The sequence below is a fragment of the Kribbella sp. NBC_00382 genome (assembly GCF_036067295.1).
In the GTDB taxonomy this organism is placed as follows: domain Bacteria; phylum Actinomycetota; class Actinomycetes; order Propionibacteriales; family Kribbellaceae; genus Kribbella.
The window spans coordinates 4891286-4912142 of record NZ_CP107954.1 but is presented as its reverse complement, the minus strand read 5'-3'; the positions used below and the strand labels follow the sequence as shown (position 1 = coordinate 4912142).

Genomic DNA, 20857 nt, shown 5'->3' with positions numbered 1-20857 from the left:
CCCAAAGGATGGCAACCATGAACTCTCCCGTCCGCTCCAAACTCGCCGCAGCCGCCTCGCTGGCCGCGCTCGCGACCCTGCTCGTCGCCCCGACCGCCACCGCCGCCGAGCCCAACCCCGAACAGCAGCCCACGCCGATCCAGTACGCCGCGGGCGTCCTCCCCCTCGGCGACGCGGACCTCGCCGAGACCCGCACCTCCACCACCCTCGCCGAAGGCGTCACCCTGACCCGCATCGTCCGCGGCACCGACCCCGCCCCGGCGGACCAGATCAACACCACCACCCGCGGCCCCTGGGTCGTCAACGTCCTCACCATCGACCCGCGCAAGGCGAGGGGCGAACTGCGGACGACGTACGGACCCGATCTCGCCAAGGTCGAGAAGACCAGCGACCTGGTCCGTACTTCGGGAGCCCTGGCCGGCGTCAACGCGTCGTTCTTCACCTTCACCGCCAGCGCCCTCTACCCCGGCGACCCGGTCGGCCTCGGCATCTTCGACGGCAAGCTACTCAGCGAACCGCTCACCGACCCGGCCGAGGCCAACTTCATCGTCAACGCCAAGACCAACAAGGCCGTGATGGGCCACCTCCGCTGGACCGGCTCGGTCAAGAACCCGAAGACTGGCGCGACCCTGCCGCTCGAATTCGTCAACCACCCGCCGGTGATCCCGACCGCCTGCGCCACCCTCCCGGCACAGACCGCCTGCACTGTCCCCGGCGACGTCACGCTGTTCACCCCCGAGTTCGCGGCCACCACCCCGGCCGGCGCGGGCATCGAGGTCGTCCTCGACCGGGACGGCTGCGTCGAGCGGGTCGCCGCCACCCGCGGTACGACCCTGACGAAGAACCAGACCTCGTTGCAGGCCACCGGCAGCGACTCGAACGCACTCCTCGGCATGGTCTCGCACACCTGCTTGAAGACCGACGTCGCCGTCACCGACGAGAACGGCACCAGCCTCGGCCTGAAGAAGGACCTGTACGCCGTAACGGGCCGGTACCGTCTGACAGCCAACGGCGAGGTCGTCGTCCCGGCCGGTACCGGCAGCTTCTTCGACCGCAACCCGCGCACGATCGTCGGTACCACCAGCGACGGCAAGCTCACCCTGGCGGCGCTCGACGGCCGGCAGACCACCAGCGTCGGTACGACGATGGACGAGACGGCCGCGGTCGCCAAGTCCCTCGGCCTGCACGACTCGATCAACCTCGACGGCGGCGGCTCGACCGCGATGGCCGTGAACGGCGCCCTGGTCAGCCACCCGAGCGGCACCAACGGCGCCGAGCGGGCCGTCGGCGACGCGCTCATCTGGGTCCCGAAGAAGTAGTACGCCAAGAACGACGAAGGGCCCGGGACGTCCCGGGCCCTTCACTACTTAGAAGTTGTTGTTCGAAATGCCCTGCCCGAGAATCACCTGGTCGTAGGTGTTCCCGTCGTTGTCGTCCGTGTACGCGACCGCCACCTCGGACCACGGCGACACGGCAACCACCAACTGCTCCTGCCGCCCGGCCGGCACCTGGCTCAACTGCTGAGCCGACAGCCGCGGCGCGTCCGTAGTACCGGCTGAGCTGAAGCCGCGCACCCACACGTCGAGGTCCGTGGCCTGCGCGGTCCAGCCGACCACGCTGCTCGCCTGGTCATCGATCCCGATCGAGGGATTCTTGCCACTAGCAACTACTTCCAGATCGGCTGTGCGCGCGGCGCCCGTACCGGTGAAGCCGCGGGCCCAAACCCCCGCACCCGACTCCCACGCGACCGCGAAGTCGCCGTTGAAGTTGGCGGCGACCGAAGCATGCAACTGCGCCCCAGCGGTGGTGGCATTCGCCGTACGCCGGGACAGCGTGACCGCGCCATTAGTCCGGGCCAGCCCCACCAGCCCGACGTTGTACGACGCGTCGGTCGACCCGTCATCCCAGACCACGACCGCGTCGCCCGAGGCCGACACCGCCACATCTGGATTGTGGTGCTGACCCGTCGTCGTCGAAGCGGTCACCTCATAGCCGCGAGTCGTCGGGCCAGTGAATCCAGCCGCCTTCACCGTCGCCGGAGTACCTGTCTGGATGTCCTCCCACACCACCGTGAAGGCAACCGCCGCAGTCGACGGCGCGCCATCCGGGTCGACTGCCACGCGCGGGTTGATCTGCTGACCATCGGCCGACGTGTTCGCGTTGGCCGAGGCCGTCACCGTCCCGGCCGTGTTCACCACGCGGTAGGGGATGTTGTAGTAGCCGTTGCCGTCCGGGTCATCGGCCCACACGACAACGGCATTGCCCTTGTCGTCCAGGCCGACATCCGGGTGCAGGTGGCGCCAGTTGGTGACGCCACTGCTGCCGGCTGCGGACAGTTTCTTCTCGTAGAGGGCCGTACCGTTGCGATACAGCCGCAGGAAGATCTCGCTGTGCGCGTTGTCGGCGGCATCGGTCGTATCCCGATCGTCTTCCCACACGACAGCCACGTACCCGCTGCGGTTGGTCGCGATCGCGGCCGTGTCCTGATCGCCGGTTGACGCGCTGTTCGCAGTACTCCAGACCGGCGCCGCAACCGCTGCCTGCGCGGGAATCGTGAACAGCAGTGAGGGAACGGCGACCGCCAGGGCGAAAAGCTTCTTCTTCATAGCCGGTCCCCTCAGACTGCCTGAAGGCCGGGCTGGCCCTCTTGGATGACGAACGACTTCAGGGTCGACACCGGCGCGTCGTGCTCGGACACCTTCGCCACGCCGCGGAAATCCGCCTTCATCTGCGTCGGCGACACCGTCGCGCGGATGTAGCCGCGGCGGTTGCTGTAGAACTTCAGCCACGGGTTGGTCCCGACATCCGGAATCGCCGTGGTCGCGTCGCCGTCACCGGTGGAGGTGGCCGAGCTGGTGACGAGTTCGGTGCCGATGATGGCCGAGTTCGCGTTGTTGTAGTCGGCCATCAGGTTGTTGCCCCAGGCCCGGTGTACGTCTCCGGTGAGCACTACCGGGTTGACGACACCGCGGTCGGTCCAGCCCTGCTGGATCCGGGCCCGCGACGCGCGGTACCCGTCCCAGGAGTCCATGCTCGCCCCGGTGGAGTTGAAGCGGCGGGCGAAGAACACCTGCTGCCCGATGATGTCCCAGGTGGCTGCCTTCTCGGCAAGGCCGTTGAGCAACCAGGTCTCCTGGGCGTTGCCGGGCAGGCTGCGGGTGGCCAGGTCTGCGTCCGAGCAGATCTTCCAGCCGTCACCACACGCCTGGTCGTTGCGGTACTGCCTCGTGTCGAGCATGTGGAAGGTGGCGAGCTTGCCCCACGGCAGCCGCCGGTACAGCTGGATGGAGTTGCCGTTGCTGGCCTGTGCCGGCCGCAGCGGCATGTTCTCGTAGTACGCCTGGTAGGCCGCGGTACGCCGGGCAGTCCACTGCGCAGTCGTCAGCGCCGGGGTGCTGTCCGCACGAGTCATGTTGGCGTAGTTGTTCTCCACCTCATGGTCGTCCGGTACTACGATCCACGGCGCGACCGCATGCGCCGCCTGCAGGTCCGGGTCCGCCTTGTACTGCGCATAGCGACGCCGGTAGTCAGCCAGCGTCGTGATCTCGGTAGCACCCAGGTGCAGTCGCGTCCGGCCTGCAGTAGCCGGGTACTCGTAGATGTAGTCGCCCAGGAACAGGATGAGCCCCGGATTGTCCTCAGCCATTCGCCGGTACGCCGTGTAGTAGCCCTCCTCGTAGTGTGCGCAGGAGGTGAACGCCATGACGAGGTCGCGGCCATTGGTGCCGGCCGCTGGTGCGGTACGGGTCCGGCCGACGGGTGAGACGTGGCCCTGGGCGCGGAAGCGGTAGAAGTAGTCCGAGTCGGGGTTGAGGCCGTTGGCGATGGCGTGGACGGAGTGGGCGGCTCCATACGTCGCAGTGACGGTGCCCGAGGTGACCAGGGTGGCGAAGGACTCGGTGGTCGAGACCTGCCAGTCCACGGCGACATTGGCGTTGGCCATGCCGCCCTGGCCGTCGGCGTTCAGCGGGGACGGCGCCAGGCGGGTCCAGAGCACGACGCTGCTCGCGTCGGGCTCACCGGAGGCAACCCCTAGCTGGAACGGGTAGGGGACAGCTGCAGTGGCGGTGATGATGCTGGAACGGGCGGGCAGTGCGGTAGCACCTGCCGCCGCCAGTCCGCCGAGGACAAGGGTTCGACGACTGATGGGTTTCATGGGCGTCACCTTCCGAGGTGCACATGGCGCAGGGCCCCCCGGACGGATGAATACGACGGATCCGTCCGGAGAACCTAGCGATCGGGGCGGTTCGTGCCCATACTCCCGAAGATTTGGTAACTTTCCTACACCTTGTCCTACTGGACAACGACCCGCTTTCTCCCGGCCTGTACCGGATCGAAGGGCTTGTAGTCCTGCCCGCAGGTCGTTCCGTCGGCCGGAGCGGTCAGGGTCGTCAGGTACTTGGTGATGCGGGAGTCGGCGCAACTGCTCTTGAAGAGCGTCGTATGGCCGTAGCCCTCGACCGTGAGCAGCCGAGCGTCCGGGAAGAGGTCGGCGTACGGGCGGGTGGCCGCGTACGGCGTCGCCGGGTCGTACCGGGTGCCGATGACCAGTACCGGCGGCTTCACCTTGTTCGGCCACGGACCCTTGAACGCGTCGGTGTCCTTGACGGGCATGGACTCGCACGGCTGGCCGACCCAGGTACGGAAGCGGCCGAAGTGCGGACCAGTCTTGTCGGCGGCACCGGCGTACGCCGGGTAGTCGAAGGGACGACCCGCCTTCGCAGTCTCGATGCAGGGCTGCATGCCCTGCGCGAGCGAGGGATACAGCTCCTTGTGCCTGGTCCACTCGACCAGAGCGGCCGGCGCCTTTGTGCTTTTGCTCTTGGTGGGAGCCGCGAGTTGGCTGTACAGGTCGGCGAGCTCAGACCAGCCGGCCGGGTCGTACATGTGCTGGAAGCCAACCACCACAGCGATCTGGTAGGTCACGGTCGTCGTGGTCCCATCGGGCAGCGTCACGACGACCGGGTGGGTCTTGAGCCGCTCGAAGAGATTCTCGACGACAGTCGACGGATCACCGAGCTTGGCCAGCGAGCACTTGTCCGGCCCGGCCTTCTTGCACTCAGCCTTGAACTGCGCGAAGGTCCCAGCAGCTCCGTCGCCTTGAGCGATCCGTACGCCGAACGGGCGCCGGTCGCCGTCCGAACCGGAGTACCCGGTGGGGCTGAGCGTCCCGTCGAGGACCAGTGCGCGGACCTTGGTGGGGAACAGCTTGGCGTAGGTGGCACCGAGGTACGTGCCGTAGGAGTAGCCGATGTAGCTCAGCTTCTCGTCACCGACCGCCTGCCGGAGCAGGTCCATGTCACGGGCAACGTTCGCCGTCGACATGTGGGCCAGCTTGTCGCCCGAGAGAGCACTGCAATGCAGGCCGACCTTGATGCCCCAGCTGGTGTAGGCACGCTCCTCGGCGCGGGTCACCGGGAACGGCGGCTGGCTGGCCAGTACCTTCTGCTCCTCGGCCTCTGTCCGGTAGCAGGTCGCCGGGTCGGACTTACCCACACCTCGCGGGTCGAAGCCGAGGATGTCGAACTGCGCCCGTACCTGCGAGGTGTAGGCGGATTGCCCCACCTGCTGGATGAACTCGACGCCAGGGCCGCCAGGACCGCCCGGGTTGGTGAACAGGGTGCCGATGCGGTGAGCCGGGTCGCTGGCGGGCAGCCGGGTCAGCGCAATGGTGGTCGTGGGGCCACGTGGGTGGTCGTAATCGGTTGGGACCTCCACAGTGGCGCACTGGAAGGCTTCTAGGGCCGGCGCGGCGCCACAGCTCCCCCAGTTGATCTTGGGCACTACTGGTTGGGCAGTACTGGCAGCCGACGCCGTAGTCGGTACTACGAGGGCGGCTGCGGCCAGTACGGCCGTGATTCTTCGGATCTGCACGGTTCTCCCCCAGCGAGTCGATGATTTGGACGTCATCGACGCTATGGCCGGGACCGCTCGGTGCGAGTCCACCAACGGAACGAGGCCGGCAGTCCGCCTCTCAGCGGATGCCGGCCCCTCTCAGGAGTGAACCTGGTGAGCGCAGCTCACCCGTAGTACGGATTGCTTTTGTTTTAGGCGGTCTTCTCGCGGCGCTCGCGCTTGCTGACCATCTGGTCGCGCGGGATCAGCGTCGGGTTGACGTTCTCCAGGACGACCTCGCCGGTGACGACGACCTTGGCGACGTCCTCGCGGCTCGGCACCTCGTACATCACGTTGAGCAGGACTTCTTCCATGATCGCGCGCAGCCCGCGGGCACCGGTGCCGCGTAGCAGCGCCTGGTCCGCGATCGCCTCGACCGCGTCCTCGCTGAACTCCAGCTCGACGTTGTCGATCTCGAACAGCCGCCGGTACTGCTTGACCAGCGCGTTCTTCGGCTCGGACAGGATCTTGATCAGCGCGTCCCGGTCCAGCGGGGAGACCGTGGTGATGACCGGGAGCCGGCCGATGAACTCGGGGATCAGGCCGAACTTGAGCAGGTCCTCCGGCATCACGTCGGAGTAGCCGCTGAGCTCCTTGGGCTTCTCCGGCTCGCGCTTGGCGTTGAAGCCGAGCGTCTTCTTGCCGACCCGCTGCTCCACCATGTGGTCCAGGCCGGCGAACGCGCCGCCGACGATGAACAGCACGTTGGTGGTGTCGATCTGGATGAACTCCTGGTGCGGGTGCTTGCGGCCGCCCTGCGGCGGAACGCTGGCCGTGGTGCCTTCCAGGATCTTCAGCAGTGCCTGCTGGACACCCTCGCCGGAGACATCGCGGGTGATCGACGGGTTCTCGCTCTTGCGAGCGATCTTGTCGACCTCGTCGATGTAGATGATCCCGGTCTCGGCCTTCTTGACATCGTAGTCGGCCGCCTGGATCAGCTTCAGCAGGATGTTCTCGACGTCCTCGCCGACATAGCCCGCCTCGGTCAGCGCGGTGGCGTCGGCGATCGCGAACGGCACGTTCAGCATCCGGGCCAGCGTCTGCGCCAGATACGTCTTGCCGCAACCCGTCGGGCCGATCAGCAGGATGTTCGACTTGGCCAGCTCGACCGCTTCGTCCTTCGCGTGCCGGCCGGCGCTCGACGAGCCCTGACCGTCGCGGACCCGCTTGTAGTGGTTGTAGACCGCTACCGCGAGCGCCTTCTTCGCCACGTCCTGTCCGACGACGTACGCATTGAGGAAGTCGTAGATCTCCCGGGGCTTGGGCAGCTCCGTCAGACCGACCTCGGAGCCCTCGTTCAGCTCCTCCTCGATGATCTCGTTACAGAGATCGATGCATTCGTCGCAGATGTAGACGCCGGGACCGGCGATGAGCTTCTTGACCTGCTTCTGGCTCTTGCCGCAGAACGAGCATTTGAGCAGGTCACCGCCGTCACCTATGCGTGCCACCGGGACAGATCCCTTCTCTGAGCAGTCGAACCGGGCGGACTCGAACCTGAACCATCGGGGCTGATCCCCACCCGGAACTCGCTTCGACGGTACCGCGCCGGGGGCCGAAACGCCGCGCTCACCGACGCGTTGTGACTACGCCGGTGGCGAACGCACTGTCGCTTGACAGCTGGGCCGCCCGTATCGGTACCGCCGAAGCGGAACGGTCGTTCTCAGACGCCGGCCGGGACCGGGGTCTTGAGGGTCTGCAGGATGTCGTCGATCAGGCCGTACTCGATCGCCTGGTCGGCGGTCAGGAACTTGTCCCGCTCGATGTCGCGGGAGACCTCTTCGTGCGACTTGCCGCTGGCCTCGGCGAGCATCTTCTCCAGCAGCGAGCGCAGGCGGAGGATCTCGTTCGCCTGGATCTCGATGTCGCTGGACTGCCCGTAGGTGCCCTCGGTGGCCGGCTGGTGGATGATGATCCGGCTGTTCGGCAGCGCGAGCCGCTTGCCGGGAGTACCGGCTGCGAGCAGTACCGCGGCAGCTGAAGCAGCCTGGCCCAGGCAGACCGTCTGCACGTCCGGCTTGATGTACCGGATCGTGTCGTAGATCGCGGTCAGCGCGGTGAAGGAGCCACCGGGCGAGTTGATGTAGATGCTGATGTCCCGGTCGGAGTCCATCGCCTGCAGGCAGAGCAGCTGCGCCATCACGGCGTTGGCGATCTCGTCGGTGATCGGGGTGCCGAGGAAGATGATCCGGTCCTCGAACAGCTTGGTGTAGGGGTCGATCCGGCGCATGCCGTACGACGTGCGCTCCTCCCACTGCGGGATGAAGTAGTTCATGCTCGTGTCCTTAGTTTCGCAGGAGAGGTCAGGAGTTCGGGCTGCCGCTGCTCAGCTGAGCAGCGCTGGCCACGACGTGGTCGATGAAGCCGTATTCCTTCGCCTGGTCCGCGGTGAACCAGCGGTCCCGGTCGGCGTCGGTCTCGACCTGCTCCAGCGGCTGGCCGGTGTGCTCGGCGATCAGCTTGAACAGCTGGGCCTTGATGTGCAGCGACTGCTGGGCCTGGATCTTGATGTCGGAGGCGGTACCACCCATGCCACCCGACGGCTGGTGCATCATGATCCGCGCGTGCGGCAGGGCGAAGCGCTTGTCCTTCGCGCCGGCGCAGAGCAGGAACTGGCCCATCGAGGCGGCCAGACCCATCCCGACCGTGGCGACGTCGTTGGAGATCCACTGCATGGTGTCGTAGATCGCCATGCCGGAGTCCACCGAGCCACCCGGGGAGTTGATGTACAGCCAGATGTCCTTGTTGGGGTCCTCGGCGTTGAGGAGCAACATCTGAGCGCAGATAGCGTTCGCGTTGTCGTCGCGAACCTCGGACCCCAAGAAGATGATCCGGTTGCTCAGCAGGCGCTGGTAGATGTGGTCGTCGAGTCCGCCGGATCCGTTGCCGCCCGCGGCGGTGGGGCTGGCTGCAAATGTCTCGTTCACGAAGCCGACATTACTGGTCCGCGCCCACAGACCTAAGGCTGGTAGCCACCTGTTCGCTCACGGCGCACGCCATCTGCCCTCAGCGAACTCCAGAACACGCTCCCGGGGCGACGTTCTACCCCCACCCCGACTCACTCGTCTGGCCAGGTGCGGACCGACCCGAAACTTGTGAGGGGCAACGCGGCTAAGGCGGAAACTTTTCGTCGCCTGGTGCAAGTTAGTTACCAAGTAGATCGCTGTCCACAGCCGCCCCAGCGCCGCTCCGCCGAGTTCAGGCACCCTGGTACGGATGGACTGGTGGTGGCGGCAAGAGCTTGAGGAAGAGGGCCTCGACGTCCTGATCCATACCCAGGACCAGATCGTCGCGCGGAGCCAACTCCTCGCCGCCGACTGGACGGACGTCGACATCCGCCGTCGTCTGCGCCGCCGGTCCTGGCAGACGGTCCACCCCGGTGTCTACGCCACCCACACCGGCCCGATCGGGTACGACGAACGCCTACTCGCAGCACTCCTGTACGCCGGCCCGGATGCAGCCTGGAGCCACTACACCGCCGCCGAGCAGCACGGGCTGATCAAACGCGACGAGCGCCGTCCGGTCCACGTGACCATTCCTACCGAGCGGCGAGTCAGGAGTCGCCCCAGCCTCCAGATCCACCGCGACGAGTACTGGGCCAACCGCCTGGCAACCGTCATCCCGCCAAGACGCCAGCCGGCCCACGCCGTACTGGACATCGTCGGAATCTCGGCCACATCAGACGATGCCGCAGCCACCATCGCCGAGGCCTGCCAGAGCGGGCAAGTCAGCCACACCGCCATCCTGCAAGCCCTCGACGCAAGGGGCCGGCTGCGTCATCGGTCCGTGCTGCGACCGATCTTGGCCGACATCGCATCCGGCTCGCATTCCCTGCTCGAGCTGCGTTACCTCCGCGACGTCGAGCGGCGACACAGGTTGCCGACCGGCATACGCCAACGCCCAGTGGATCGGGAATTCACCGACGTCGCCTATCCGCGGTACGGCCTGGTGGTCGAGCTCGACGGACGCTTCCACCTCGCGCCGCAGCGTCGCTGGCGCGACCTCGACCGCGACAATCGCGCCACCCTACGAGCCGAGGCCACCTTGCGCTACGGCTGGTTAGACATCACCAGCCGCCCGTGCGACGCCGCAGTACAGGTACTAGAGGTCTTCCGCCGCCGGACTCCCGACCTCCCCGCCCACCCCTGCAGCCGCCAATGCCCCCTGGGCGGAAACTTTTCGTCGCCAGGTGCAAGTTAGTTACCAGGTAGAGGCGACGACCCCGGATCCGCTGGGGATTCGGGGTCGTCGACTGTTAGTTCAGGTGATTCAGGCCTTGGCGGGTTCTTCTTCGGCCGGGGCCACGGGGGCTTCGGCGTCGGTCTCGTCGGCCGGGTCGGCGTAGGTGCCGTCGGGCTGGAGGGTTTTGAGTTCGACGGTGTTGCCGGAGGCGTCGGTGACCTTGGCGTTCTCGACCAGGTGGGCGAGGGCCTTGCCGCGGACTACCTCGGAGACGAGGCTCGGGACCAGGTTGTTCTCGACGGCGTGCTGGGCGAACTGGTCGGGGCTGACGCCGGAACGCTGGGCGTGCCGGACGATGTGCTCGGTCAGCTCCTGGTCGTTGACGCTCAGCTCCTGCTGCTCGGCCACCAGGTCGAGGACGAACTGGGCCTTGATCGCATCCTCGGAACGCTTCTTCAGGTCCTCGTCGAACTCTTCCTCGGTCTGCTCCTCGCCCTCGAGGAACTGGGCGAAGCTCATCCCGGAGTACCCGAGCTGCTGCTCCAGGTTCTCCCGGCGGGCCGCCAGCTCGTCGGTCAGCAGGCCCTCGGGGACCGGTACCTCGACCAGGGTCAGGATCTTCTCGAGTACTGCGTCGCGCGCGTCGCCGGCCTGCTCGAGGCGCTTGCCGCGCTCCAGCCGGGTACGGACGTCCGCGGTGAGCTCCTCGGCGGTGTCGAACTCCGACGCGGTCTGCGCGAAGTCGTCGTCGAACTCGGGCAGCTCCTGCTCCTTGACCGCGGTCACGGTGACCTCGACGTCGACGTCCTCGCCCTTGAGTTCACCACCGACCAGCTGGGTCACGAAGGTCTTCGACTCGCCCGCGTTCAGGCCGGTGACGGCCTCGTCCAGGCCGTCGAGCAGCTGTCCGCTGCCGACCTGGTAGGACAGGCCGGTCGCCTGCGCCTCTTCGATCTTCTCGCCGTCCTTGGTGGCCGACAGGTCGATCGTGATGAAGTCCTTGTCGCCGACCGCGCGCTCGACCGGGTTCAGCGCGCCGAACCGCTGGCGCAGCGCCTCGATCTGCTCGTTCACCTCGTCGTCGGCGATCGCGATGTCCTCGACGCTCGCCTCCAGACCCTCGAGGTCGGGCAGCGTGATCTCCGGGCGGACCTCGACCTCGGCGGAGAACTGCAGGCTCTCCTTGTCGTTGAACTCGGTCACGTCGACCTCAGGCCGGCCGATCGCCTTGACCTGGTTGTCCTGGACGGCCTGCGAGTACAGCTTCGGCAGCGCGTCGTTGATCGCCTCTTCGAGCACCGGACCGCGACCGACCCGCTGGTCGATGACCTGCGGCGGGATCTTGCCCTTGCGGAAGCCCGGGACGACGATCTGGCTTCCGATGCTCTTGTACGCCGCGTCGAGGCTCGGCTTGAGCTCCTCGAACGGCACCTCGACGATGAGCTTGACCTTGGTCGGGCTCAAGGACTCGACGGTGCTCTTCACGGTGGCGGTTCTCCTTGGTCGATGACGTTCACAGCCGTAGCCGGACAGGCCACGCTGCACGGTGCTGCAGGGGTTTGTCGGGGCGACAGGACTCGAACCTGCGGTCTCCTGCTCCCAAAGCAGGCGCGCTAGCCACTACGCTACGCCCCGCAGTGACCGCACGAGTCTAGTGGACGCGGACCAGTGCTCGCGCCACCACCCCCATCGGGAGCATCAGCGGGAACCAGTTTGAGACCTGGCCCGGCCATGTGGAATCATGTGCGCGTGCCCACAACAGGGCGCATGCGGGTGTAGCTCAATGGTAGAGCCCCAGTCTTCCAAACTGACTACGCGAGTTCGATTCTCGTCACCCGCTCAGCACCGCGAAGAGCCCTCAGCCACCGGCTGAGGGCCCTTCGTTCATCCGTCTGTACTCCGGTGAGCCCAGCCGACTGCTGCCGCCCAGCCGGCCACACTGAGCAGCAGGCCCGCTCCCGCGCCGAGGCCGGCTCTCCACCACAGGCTGCCGAGCAGCAGACCGAGTGCTCCGCAGATGAGCGCGGCCGCGAGTAGTACGGAGGACGCGTCGCCGCCCCAGCTCAGGTCACACAGTCGCTGCCGGAGCGAGCGATTGCTCTCCATCAACATCAGGACCTGCGCGCTGAGAACCACAGCGAGGAGCAATACCAAGGCGTAGTGGAGCGGGGTCACCGGGTCATCATCGCGTGTGCGACAGGGCAGGTCGGTGTCGTAGCGCTGGTCAGTGGTCGTTGTAGAAGCACTTCTTGGAGTCGAGGGCGATGATCAGGCTGTTGGCGCCGTCGCGGTCGATGATGGCCACGTACATGCACACGCGCGCGCCCTCCTTGAGGTCCAGGTTGCAGACCCCCGCGTGGCCCTTGCCGTACGGGTTGTAGCACGCGCCGGTACGGCCGTAGTCGGTCTCGAAGTACGCCGCGGCCGAGGAGCTGTCGTTGTACATGTCCACGACGAAGAAGTTGTCACCGTACTTCTGGAAGCAGATGTACGCCTGGAAGTTCCCGGTGCACACGTCCTCCTGGATGATGCTGACCTCGGTCGCCCGGTACAGCGTGGAGGCGGCGGAGGCGGCGGCCGGGTTGACCACCGGCGACGCGACGGCGATGACGAGCGCGGCGGCCGCGCCGAGCAGCCGGCGGAAGGAGCGTCGGTTCATGATGTCGATCCTCACTGTGGGGCGGGGACTCAGCCTGCCATCCCGCCCCCGCCGTGGCCAGAGGTCAGAGGGCCACCGTCAGTCGGCACCGGAACTCCGTGGCCAGGGGCCTGCTGTCACATTCGACCCCGAGCGCGCGAGCCAACTACGCCAGCTCGCGAGGGTGACCGGCAGCTCGGCGTCGTCCAGGACGATGAGCACGTACTCCGCCCTGAGGCGCACCACCTTATCGGCCGACTCCCGGCATTCGCCGAGCGCCGCTCTCAGTTCCGGACCATCGACGCGCCGCGCCAGAGCGGCGTACCAGCGGTCCTCGCATCGATGCTGTCTCGACACGGCTTGGACGACGAGCTCGATCAGGTCCGCGCGCGTCGACTCGGGCGCGCCGACCCGGATGAAGCTCCTGAGTACCTGCTGCTTGGTACCCCAGCCGCTGGACAACCTCCACTCGTCGGGATAGTCGGTCTCCCAGCGCAGGAAGAGCACTGCGTACGGCGCGAGCAGCTCGAAAGTCGCTCTCTGGTCTACCTGCCACGAAGCGTCCACGAAGCTGTGCAGCGCGGAGTAGATGGTGTGCGCCCCGGCGCTCCGTTGCGCAGCGAGGTGCCGGTCGAACTCCGCTCGGAGAGCGGGCACATCCAGGAAGTCGTAGCTCTGACCGTTGGCCCACCACAGAGCGTTCTGGCGGTCGATCGCCTGGCGCTGCTGAGCCAGGTACCGGTCCTGCCGCATCCTTGCCGCTCTGCGTCGGGTCGGGTCCGGATCGACGAAGTCGACCATCCAGCGCAACCGCTGCTCATGGATCCACTGCACACCAGACCCTAAGCCAGCGGCGGGATCAGGGCTCAGACCTGGCGCAGGCGGGAGCGAGCGGAGTACACGGCTGCGGTGAGCATGCCTGCGGTGGTGAGGAGGAAGGTGGTGCGGAGGCCGAGGGTGGTGGCTAGTACGCCGGAGAGCAGCATGCCGGTCGTTTGGCCGCCGATGACGAGGGTGCGCCAGGCAGCTGTGGCCTGTGCGAGTAGGGCGGGCGGGACGAGGGATTGGCGGAGAGTGCGCTGCGGTACTCCGTACAACGGCATCCCCAGGCCCGTGAGGAGCTGGCTGCCGAAGGCGAGTGGAGTCAGGCCCGCCGCTAGGGCCAGGCCCGAGAGGGACGCGAGGAGTTGGCCGGTGATGTAAGCGCGCCCCAGGCCCAGGAGGCGCCCGTACGCCGGTGCCGCGAGCGCGCCGAGCGCTGAGGCGACTCCCGAGACGGTGATGACGGCCCCGACGAGTAGTGGCGACCAGTGGAGCTCGCGGACCAGGTAGAGAACCACCAAAGGCGCCTGGAGTGCTCCAAAGGCTGCGGCTGCCGTTGCGGAGATGACCAGCGCTCTGAGCAACGGGTCATCAAAGAGGACACGTAGGCCGCCAGTGAGGGTCAACGCCGGGCCCCGGGCGGCAGACGAGCGCGGAGGCTCCTTCAACAGCATCGATGTCACGGCGGACAACGCGTAGGAGGCAGCGTCGAAGGCGATCGCGAACGGAGCGCTGACGGCTGCGACCAGAACACCAGCCAGCGAAGGGCCCGCGGTACCGGCGACGGTCTGTGTGAACAGTGTGGCGCTGTTGGCGGACATCAGGTCGTCGCGCGGAACCAGTACCGGCAACAGCGACTGTGAGGCCGTATCGGACAGCAGTGTCAGGATACCGGCGGCTAGGGCGACCAGGTAGAGATGCAGAATCTGCAGGTGCCCGATGGCCGCCAGCAAAGGGATTACGCCGAGCAGCACAGCTCTACCGAGGTCAGCCACAAGCAGTAAGCGGCGCAGGGAGAAGCGGCTGACCACCAGTCCAGCAGGTAGGCCAAACACCAAGTGGGGAAGGACATTCAGGGCTGCGAGGACACCCATCTCGACAGCCGATGCGTGCAGCGTGACAACGGCGACGAGTGGCATCGCGACGGTAGTGATCGCAGTACCCGTCCAGGAGATCGCCTGCCCGGACCACAGCTTGAGGAACTCGCGGTTGCGCCACATGCCCCGGACCCTCGCAACAACCTGGGCTCAACCGACACCGTCGTTCGCCGACAGCGAAGCTTGTTCACTGGACGCGGAAGACCGGGCCCTTGGGAGTGAAGGGCAGCGTGGCGCCGGCCGGTACGAGCCAGGCGTGTTCGCGGCGTACCCGTACTACGTCGCACTGGCCGTCTGTGATGATCAGGATCGGGCCGTCCGCCGGGAAGTCGTCCGCGCGCTCCAGGAGGTCGACCCCGGGCTGCAGGACCGTCCCGCCCCGCCCGCGCACCTTCACCCGACCAGCGATGTCGTCGACCGGGACATAGCCCGCGTCGTACGCCGCAGCATCGCAATAGACCACCCGTGCCGCAGGGACATCCCGTGCCATCGAGTACGACGCAATGGCCCCCAACGCCTTCCCCAGCAGGGCGCGATCCATCGAGCCCGAGGTGTCCAGCACCACCCCGTACGTCGGCAGCCGCTCGACCGTGGTCGGCCGCACCCACCCCGGTCGCGGGATGTCCGGAGTGCTCGCCTGGCGACGGGAGGCGCGAGCGTACGTCCGTACCTTCGCCACCGACGGCACATGCTCCTCGAACCAGCGCGCCAGCTGCGCATCCCAAGCCAGTGGTGGATGGTCGAGCGCCTTGATCTCCTCGACGAGCCCTGCAGGCAGTAGACCCCGACTGCTGTCGTGGTAGGCCAGCCCGGTCGTCAGCGAACGCCGGTAGATGTCGTCGAGGTCAGTAGCCCGGGCACCCTCACCCACTCGCGGCAGCGGCTGGCCCAGTACGTCACCGAGCCCTACACCCCGCAGAGTCGCCAGCTTGCGGTACCTGCGCAGGTCGGTCGTGATCCGGTCGTACACGGCCTCCACGGACAGTCCGCGCAGCGATACGTCGTACAGGGCTCCGTCCGGCATCGTGCCGACGGCCATCTCGATCAGCCAGCCGTTGATGACCAGGTCGGCAGCTACGTTCCACAGGTACGCGTCACGCCCGCCGACGCGAGCACCGTGGCGCAGGGCGGCGTGCAGCATCTCGTGGGCCATCACGAAGCGCCATTCGTTCTGCGTCAGCTTGTGGAGCGGGTTGATGTAGATCTCCCCCGCTTCGGCGTTCACGGCCGCCACCTGGATGTCCCACCCGCGGGCGAGCTCTGCCTCGGCTACTACCTTCATGCTGGCGGCCAGAGCGCCCAGTAACGGGTACGACGACACGAACCAGCCCAGTGCCCGGTCCCACTCGGCTACTGCGCCACCAGCGTCCGACAGCGAGGACCGCACCCCACCAGCGATCTCCACAGCCGCCGCAGCCGCGTCCGAGAGCCCAGCGGCAAACCAGTCCTCCCAGGCGGGCGGGTCGCCCCATCCCGTCCAGGGCCTCACCACCACATCATTCACATGCCCAGCCACGCCCAACTGCCCAAACTCAGCCGGTACGCCGGTACGCCGCCACTCCCGCGCCAGCACATCCTCGTCCGTGCCCGGCAACTCATCCGGCAGCCGCACCACAGCCCGCCCGATCCCCAACGACGCCAAGAACCGGTTGACCGCCACATCACAAGCGGCAGCCGCCGCGTGATCCGCACCAGGCCTGCCCGGCGACGCGTGGCCGAGCCCGAGGTGGATCAGCAGATGCGCAAAGACCCAAGCCCACTGGTCCGCATCGGCCAACCGGGTCGGATGGGCGTAGAAGGTCCCATCCGAAGTCACGACCGCCCACCCGTCGGCCGGACACGGCCCGTCCGCTGAACGCAGCGGCGCGTTCCGGTAACCCACCATCGGCGCAAACAGCGGATGCGCCGCAACCACACCCCACCCAGCCCGGATCGCCTCCACCGCCGGATCCCGCTTAGGCCCCCGCCGAGCCATCAGTCGCTCCCCCGACCAGCCATCAGCCGGTCCCTCGGCGGGCCGTGCCCAGCCACTTGGCGGGCCGCTTGTCCCAGCGGAGCGGCTTCTGCTCCCGGCGAGCCGCTCGTTCCCACCGCCCTAGCTTCTCCGGCCACCGCACCGGAGTCTTCGCCCACCAGCCCGGCTTGCTTGCCCACCTAGCCATGTCAGGACCGGGCAGCCACGAGACGGGGCAGGTCGCGGGTGACCTCGACCAGGAACCAGGTCGGCAGCACCGGGCGGCCGTTGTCGTCAGATGCGATCACGATCTGGGCAACCTCCAATGAGATCTCTGCGAGCTCCACCAGCAACGCCTTGCCGCGATAAGCCAACTGCCGGGCCGCCGGGCTCGCCGAGGCCTTGTCAGCCGACAGTTCCTTCACCAGCCGCGCCCGGAAGGTCTCGGCCAGGAAGTAGAGCAGATCCCGGTCCTCAGGAGCGGCCGGCCAGGCAGCCTCGCCCTTGAGCACCGCCTCCAGCCCAAAAGCATTCCGAACCGTCTTCACGAAGGCACGGAACGTCGAGGCGTGCGCGGCGGTCAAGGTGCCGAAGGCAAGGATCCGGATGGTCTCGTCGTCGACGCCCTCTCCGTAGGAGTGCAGCGCGTCGGACAGCATGTGCCAGCTGCGCGGCGTCGAGAACGGCTCCTCCGTCTTCGGCGGCGCCGTCCACAAGTGGTCCGGCCGGTTGAGCAAATAGTCGAGCACCCACGGGTGAATCCCTGCGCCGGCAGCCCACGCCAGCCAATCGGTCGCCGACGCTCGCAGGTGAACATGCACCAACCGGTTGAGCAGAGCCGACGCCATCGGCCGGGCCAGCGCGTTGTCGGTGGCCCGGTTCCCAGCGCCGATCACGACGGACCCGGCAGGCAGCTCGTACTCACCGATCCGCCGATCCAGGATCAGCGAGTAGAACGCCTTCTGCACCTCGGGCGACGACGCGTTCAGCTCATCCAGGAACAAGCAGTACGGCGTCTCCCGGGCGATGCTCACCGGCGGCGCGAACCGGCTCCGCCCGTCCACGATCTGCGGTACTCCGATCAGGTCCTCCGGCGCCAGTTGCGTCCCGAGCAGGGTCACGCAGTCCAGCCCGAGCGAGTCCGCGAAGGAACGCACCAGGCTGCTCTTGCCGATCCCTGGCGCGCCCCAGACGAACACCGGCCGCACGACGGCGACGTTCAGCAACACGTCGGGCAACTGCGCCGGCGTCACGGTGATGGCGGCCTGCATCGGATCCTTTCAGCGGGTTCGGAAGACACCTTCGAGGGTCCTCCACGTCACTCCACGTGTCCATCGGATTTTCCGGCAAGCGCTTCCGCTACTCCGGGTTACCGGCTATGGTGCCGCGATCAGCGGAAGACACGGCGGCTGAGCCGCCGAGGGGGTTTACGTTCTGATGATGCTGCGTTCAAAACTGCTCGCTGCCGCCTGCGCGGTCGTCCTGCTGCCGCTCGCCGCGGTCAAGGTGATGGCGGCCGATCCGCCGCAGCACCTCGGCGAGGGCCAACTGGTCGGCAACCGGTCCGTGGCCGATCCCGCGCTGCAGATCAGGCAGGCGACCAGCTCGTACTACGTGACGTCGTACGGCCAGCCCGACGACCACTCACCGGAGCCGTGGGAGATCCTCAGCAGCACCAACGGCGCACTGGCCCGTACCTCCCCGCGCCTGCGTGACGACCCGGACAAGCCCCCGACCCTGCTCGGCAAGTACGTCGTGACGCCGGCCGCCGCCCAGATCGCCTTCCGCGACATCGCAACCGACGCGGTCAGCCAGGTCGCAGTACCGGCCGGCGCGACGTACCAGGGCGCCTACCCCGGTGGCATCCTGCTGTCCCGCGCAGCCGACAGCTCCTTCGCCCTGCGCGCAGTGGACAACACCGAGAAGCCAGTCACCGGCGCAGCCTTCGGCGACCCCGTCATCCTCGACACGACCGCCACCTCGATCCTGATCACCGTCGCCGATCACCTCTCAGTCATCGACACAGCAACCGGCACTGCGACCGCCGTCGCCACGCTGCCCGCCAACCCGGCCTGGGCCGCCCTGACTCCCACCAGAGTGCTCTGGCAGACCGCTGCCACGGCGAACTCCAAGACAGTCGGCTGGAAGCAAGGCACGACCACTGGCTCGGTAGAGGTCCCGTTCGGGCTTCCACTGCTCACGGTTGGCGACGACCTCGCAGTACTGGTGCCTGACACCAAGCAGCTGGCCAAGATCGCGGTGACCACCGGCACCGTCACCGCAGCGTTCGTCACTGGAGTCCACGACGCGGCAGACCTCGGCAACGGCCGACTGCTGATCAGTGCCCAGAGCAAGGTGGCCAGCGTAGGAGCGGACGGCGTGCTAACGACCGTCAAGGCGACTCCTGCCTTCGCTGCTCAGGTCACCACGGTCGGGATGTCCGGTGCGCGCGTAGTGACCGCTGACTATCAGCCGGACCACGGTGTGTACGAGACGACCACCAACGGCACCACCTGGTCATCACTGAGCACCAGCAACTCCGGCAAGCCGCTCCAGCTCGAGGGGACCACCCTGGTGACCTACCAGGCCGGTATCGCCCGAGTGCGCGGCTCTGGTGGCGACCTGACCTTCCCCGCGACCGACGAGGTCGTGCTCGGCAAGGGCGGCAAGCTGGTCTCGCACCGTACGCCGGATGCCGCGACGGCCGAGGTCTATGACGTAGCGAGCAAGACCAAGCTCGCGGACTACGCAGTGCCCTTCGCCTTGGCCGACAGCTCGGTTTGGAAGGTCACCGAGACCGGTGTGCTGACCGGCAAGGACCTCAGCACCCAGGCGACCAAGACGATCGCGGTGGCCAGCGCCTGCACGGTCGGAGCGGACGACGTCAACGGGCGCTGGGCATTGCTGAGCGGCTGCACCGGCGGCAACCAGGTCATCGACATCAAGGGCCCCGAGGCGCCGCGCAACCTGACAGTCGCGGCAGACTCCCAGCTCGGCAACGGGTTCGTAGTACAGACCGCTGCCGGTGAAGACGCCAATGGCCTGTCCACCAAGGAGTTGCTGGTCACCGACCTCAACGACCAAGGCCTGGGCCAGCGCCGCTACGGACCGATCAACGGCCGGCTCCTGCAGCCGGCCAGCTTCCGTCCCGACGGCGCTGGTGGCGCCAAGATCATCTACGCGGATCCCGACGCCCGGCCCCGGATCATCAGCCTCACCTGGCTGGCGGTCGACCCGCAGCAGCGCCCGGACACCACTGCTCCCGTACTGACCAGTGCGACCGCAGGCGACCGGCTGCGCGACAACACCAGCCTGTCGTTCGACTGGACCTTCACGGATCCACAGGACCCCAACGCACCAGCGAGCGGAATCCTGTCGTACGACGTCCGCATCCAGCAGCGCCCCAACCGCACCTCGCCGTACGGCGCCTGGAACGAGCGAGTGGGCTGGCAAGGGCTCAAGACGACTGCCGCGAGCTACACCGCGGCACCGGGCACCGACACGTGCTGGCAGGTCCGGGCTCGCGACTATGCAGGCAACCTGAGCGCTTGGAGCACGTCGTACTGCAGCGAGGTGGACGGCATCGCGCCGACCGCCGTCACGCTGAGGATCGGCGACCGCGTCGCGCTCGGTGCGACAGCCACGGTCAGCTGGGGTTACGCCGACGAGACCGCGGTCGCGTCGTACGACGTCGTCTACAAGACCGCCGCGGCCGGAGCCGCCTTCGGCAGCTGGGTCTACCCGGCGGCCTGGCAGGACACCGACCTGAGGGCGATCACCTGGGCACCACGCATCGGTATGGACGAGTGCTTCATGATCCGCGCCCGCGACGTGCTTGGGAACCTGTCTGCCTGGTCGAAGCCGCTCTGCACGGTGGTACCGCAGGACGACCGCGCACTCACCTCGTCCGGCACGGTGACCCGGTCCACCAGCACCCTCGCCTTCCAGGGCACCACTTCGATCCTGAAGGCCAACGGCGCGTACCTGACCAAGACCGGCGAGGGCGCCCTACGGATCGCGGTCGTCGGGATCAGCGGACCGGGCCAGGGCAAGGTCGACGTCTACCACGCCAACATCAAGATCGGCACGGTCAACCTGGCCGCGACCACCACGGCACGCACGGTCACCTACCTACCGATCACCGCGTATCGCACCGGCGCGGTCAAGATCGTCTCGACCTCCACGGCCCCGGCGACGATCGACGGCGTCGCCTTCCTCCGGCTGTAGCGATTTCTGCAACTAGCTGCAATCCCGGCGACACTGCGATCCGCC

16 protein-coding genes, 2 tRNA genes and 1 pseudogene are annotated in these 20857 nt (G+C 67.4%); 4 read left to right on the top strand and 15 right to left on the bottom strand.

Annotation, left to right across the window (positions count from 1 at the left end):
* Nucleotides 1-17 precede the first annotated feature (17 nt).
* Nucleotides 18-1319, top strand: a complete 1302-nt coding sequence (locus tag OHA70_RS23750) for a phosphodiester glycosidase family protein (RefSeq protein WP_328321195.1) — start codon at nt 18-20, stop codon at nt 1317-1319.
* Between the two features lie 48 nt (nt 1320-1367).
* Here the strand turns inward: OHA70_RS23750 and OHA70_RS23745 are convergent, their stop codons facing one another.
* The 6 genes and pseudogenes from OHA70_RS23745 to OHA70_RS23720 all read right to left on the bottom strand — a co-directional run bounded on the left by OHA70_RS23745 (nt 1368) and on the right by OHA70_RS23720 (nt 8819).
* Nucleotides 1368-2606 (bottom strand): hypothetical protein, encoded by a 1239-nt coding sequence (locus tag OHA70_RS23745; protein ID WP_328321193.1) that lies wholly within the window; start codon nt 2604-2606, stop codon nt 1368-1370.
* A gap of 11 nt (nt 2607-2617) precedes the next feature.
* Entirely contained in the window at nt 2618-4156 is a 1539-nt protein-coding gene (locus tag OHA70_RS23740) for an alkaline phosphatase D family protein (RefSeq protein ID WP_328321191.1), read from the bottom strand.
* 137 nt (nt 4157-4293) lie between these two features.
* Complete coding sequence (locus tag OHA70_RS23735; RefSeq protein WP_328321189.1) at nt 4294-5874, bottom strand: alpha/beta hydrolase; 1581 nt, start codon at nt 5872-5874, stop codon at nt 4294-4296.
* Between the two features lie 173 nt (nt 5875-6047).
* The gene (clpX, locus tag OHA70_RS23730) at nt 6048-7343 is read right to left on the bottom strand and encodes an ATP-dependent Clp protease ATP-binding subunit ClpX (RefSeq protein WP_328321187.1); all 1296 of its coding nucleotides are present in this window, start codon (nt 7341-7343) and stop codon (nt 6048-6050) included.
* Between the two features lie 212 nt (nt 7344-7555).
* A pseudogene (locus OHA70_RS23725) lies at nt 7556-8173 on the bottom strand (ATP-dependent Clp protease proteolytic subunit); the annotation flags it as partial.
* Between the two features lie 22 nt (nt 8174-8195).
* Nucleotides 8196-8819 carry a ClpP family protease gene (locus OHA70_RS23720; protein WP_328321185.1) on the bottom strand — a complete coding sequence of 208 codons (624 nt, stop codon included), beginning with the start codon at nt 8817-8819 and terminating at the stop codon, nt 8196-8198.
* 289 nt (nt 8820-9108) lie between these two features.
* On the opposite strand from OHA70_RS23720, the gene OHA70_RS23715 reads away from it, so the two are divergent.
* Nucleotides 9109-10092: a hypothetical protein gene (locus OHA70_RS23715; protein WP_328321183.1), complete on the top strand. Its 984-nt coding sequence runs from the start codon at nt 9109-9111 to the stop codon at nt 10090-10092.
* Between the two features lie 69 nt (nt 10093-10161).
* Here the strand turns inward: OHA70_RS23715 and tig are convergent, their stop codons facing one another.
* Nucleotides 10162-11559 (bottom strand): trigger factor, encoded by a 1398-nt coding sequence (gene tig / locus OHA70_RS23710; RefSeq protein ID WP_328321181.1) that lies wholly within the window; start codon nt 11557-11559, stop codon nt 10162-10164.
* A 77-nt stretch (nt 11560-11636) separates the two neighbouring features.
* Nucleotides 11637-11709, bottom strand: a tRNA-Pro gene (locus OHA70_RS23705).
* Between the two features lie 134 nt (nt 11710-11843).
* On the opposite strand from OHA70_RS23705, the gene OHA70_RS23700 reads away from it, so the two are divergent.
* Nucleotides 11844-11914: transfer RNA gene (locus OHA70_RS23700), tRNA-Gly, on the top strand.
* 44 nt (nt 11915-11958) lie between these two features.
* Here OHA70_RS23700 and OHA70_RS23695 read toward each other — a convergent pair.
* From OHA70_RS23695 to OHA70_RS23665, 7 genes are all read right to left on the bottom strand, one after another.
* Nucleotides 11959-12249, bottom strand: a complete 291-nt coding sequence (locus OHA70_RS23695) for a hypothetical protein (protein ID WP_328321179.1) — start codon at nt 12247-12249, stop codon at nt 11959-11961.
* Between the two features lie 49 nt (nt 12250-12298).
* Nucleotides 12299-12733 (bottom strand): hypothetical protein, encoded by a 435-nt coding sequence (locus OHA70_RS23690; RefSeq protein ID WP_328321177.1) that lies wholly within the window; start codon nt 12731-12733, stop codon nt 12299-12301.
* Nucleotides 12734-12811: 78 nt separating this feature from the next.
* Nucleotides 12812-13546, bottom strand: a complete 735-nt coding sequence (locus tag OHA70_RS23685) for a hypothetical protein (protein WP_328321175.1) — start codon at nt 13544-13546, stop codon at nt 12812-12814.
* A 32-nt stretch (nt 13547-13578) separates the two neighbouring features.
* On the bottom strand, nt 13579-14754 hold the full coding sequence (locus OHA70_RS23680; RefSeq protein WP_328321173.1) for an MFS transporter: 1176 nt from the start codon (nt 14752-14754) through the stop codon (nt 13579-13581).
* 64 nt (nt 14755-14818) lie between these two features.
* Nucleotides 14819-16606 carry a vWA domain-containing protein gene (locus OHA70_RS23675; protein ID WP_328321171.1) on the bottom strand — a complete coding sequence of 596 codons (1788 nt, stop codon included), beginning with the start codon at nt 16604-16606 and terminating at the stop codon, nt 14819-14821.
* Nucleotides 16607-16628: 22 nt separating this feature from the next.
* Nucleotides 16629-16793, bottom strand: a complete 165-nt coding sequence (locus OHA70_RS23670) for a hypothetical protein (protein WP_328321169.1) — start codon at nt 16791-16793, stop codon at nt 16629-16631.
* A gap of 1 nt (nt 16794) precedes the next feature.
* Nucleotides 16795-17856: a MoxR family ATPase gene (locus tag OHA70_RS23665; protein ID WP_328321166.1), complete on the bottom strand. Its 1062-nt coding sequence runs from the start codon at nt 17854-17856 to the stop codon at nt 16795-16797.
* 169 nt (nt 17857-18025) lie between these two features.
* On the opposite strand from OHA70_RS23665, the gene OHA70_RS23660 reads away from it, so the two are divergent.
* On the top strand, nt 18026-20812 hold the full coding sequence (locus tag OHA70_RS23660; RefSeq protein ID WP_328321164.1) for a hypothetical protein: 2787 nt from the start codon (nt 18026-18028) through the stop codon (nt 20810-20812).
* The last annotated feature ends 45 nt before the right edge of the window (nt 20813-20857 follow it).

Coding starts and splice junctions, on each gene's coding strand:
- OHA70_RS23660 (WP_328321164.1), top strand. CDS start 18,026: ATGCTGCGTTCAAAACTGCTCGCTGCCGCCTGCGCGGTCGTCCTGCTG.
- OHA70_RS23745 (WP_328321193.1), bottom strand. CDS start 2,606: ATGAAGAAGAAGCTTTTCGCCCTGGCGGTCGCCGTTCCCTCACTGCTG.
- OHA70_RS23715 (WP_328321183.1), top strand. CDS start 9,109: ATGGACTGGTGGTGGCGGCAAGAGCTTGAGGAAGAGGGCCTCGACGTC.
- OHA70_RS23690 (WP_328321177.1), bottom strand. CDS start 12,733: ATGAACCGACGCTCCTTCCGCCGGCTGCTCGGCGCGGCCGCCGCGCTC.
- OHA70_RS23750 (WP_328321195.1), top strand. CDS start 18: ATGAACTCTCCCGTCCGCTCCAAACTCGCCGCAGCCGCCTCGCTGGCC.
- OHA70_RS23665 (WP_328321166.1), bottom strand. CDS start 17,856: ATGCAGGCCGCCATCACCGTGACGCCGGCGCAGTTGCCCGACGTGTTG.
- OHA70_RS23670 (WP_328321169.1), bottom strand. CDS start 16,793: ATGGCTAGGTGGGCAAGCAAGCCGGGCTGGTGGGCGAAGACTCCGGTG.
- OHA70_RS23680 (WP_328321173.1), bottom strand. CDS start 14,754: ATGTGGCGCAACCGCGAGTTCCTCAAGCTGTGGTCCGGGCAGGCGATC.
- OHA70_RS23740 (WP_328321191.1), bottom strand. CDS start 4,156: ATGAAACCCATCAGTCGTCGAACCCTTGTCCTCGGCGGACTGGCGGCG.
- OHA70_RS23675 (WP_328321171.1), bottom strand. CDS start 16,606: ATGGCTCGGCGGGGGCCTAAGCGGGATCCGGCGGTGGAGGCGATCCGG.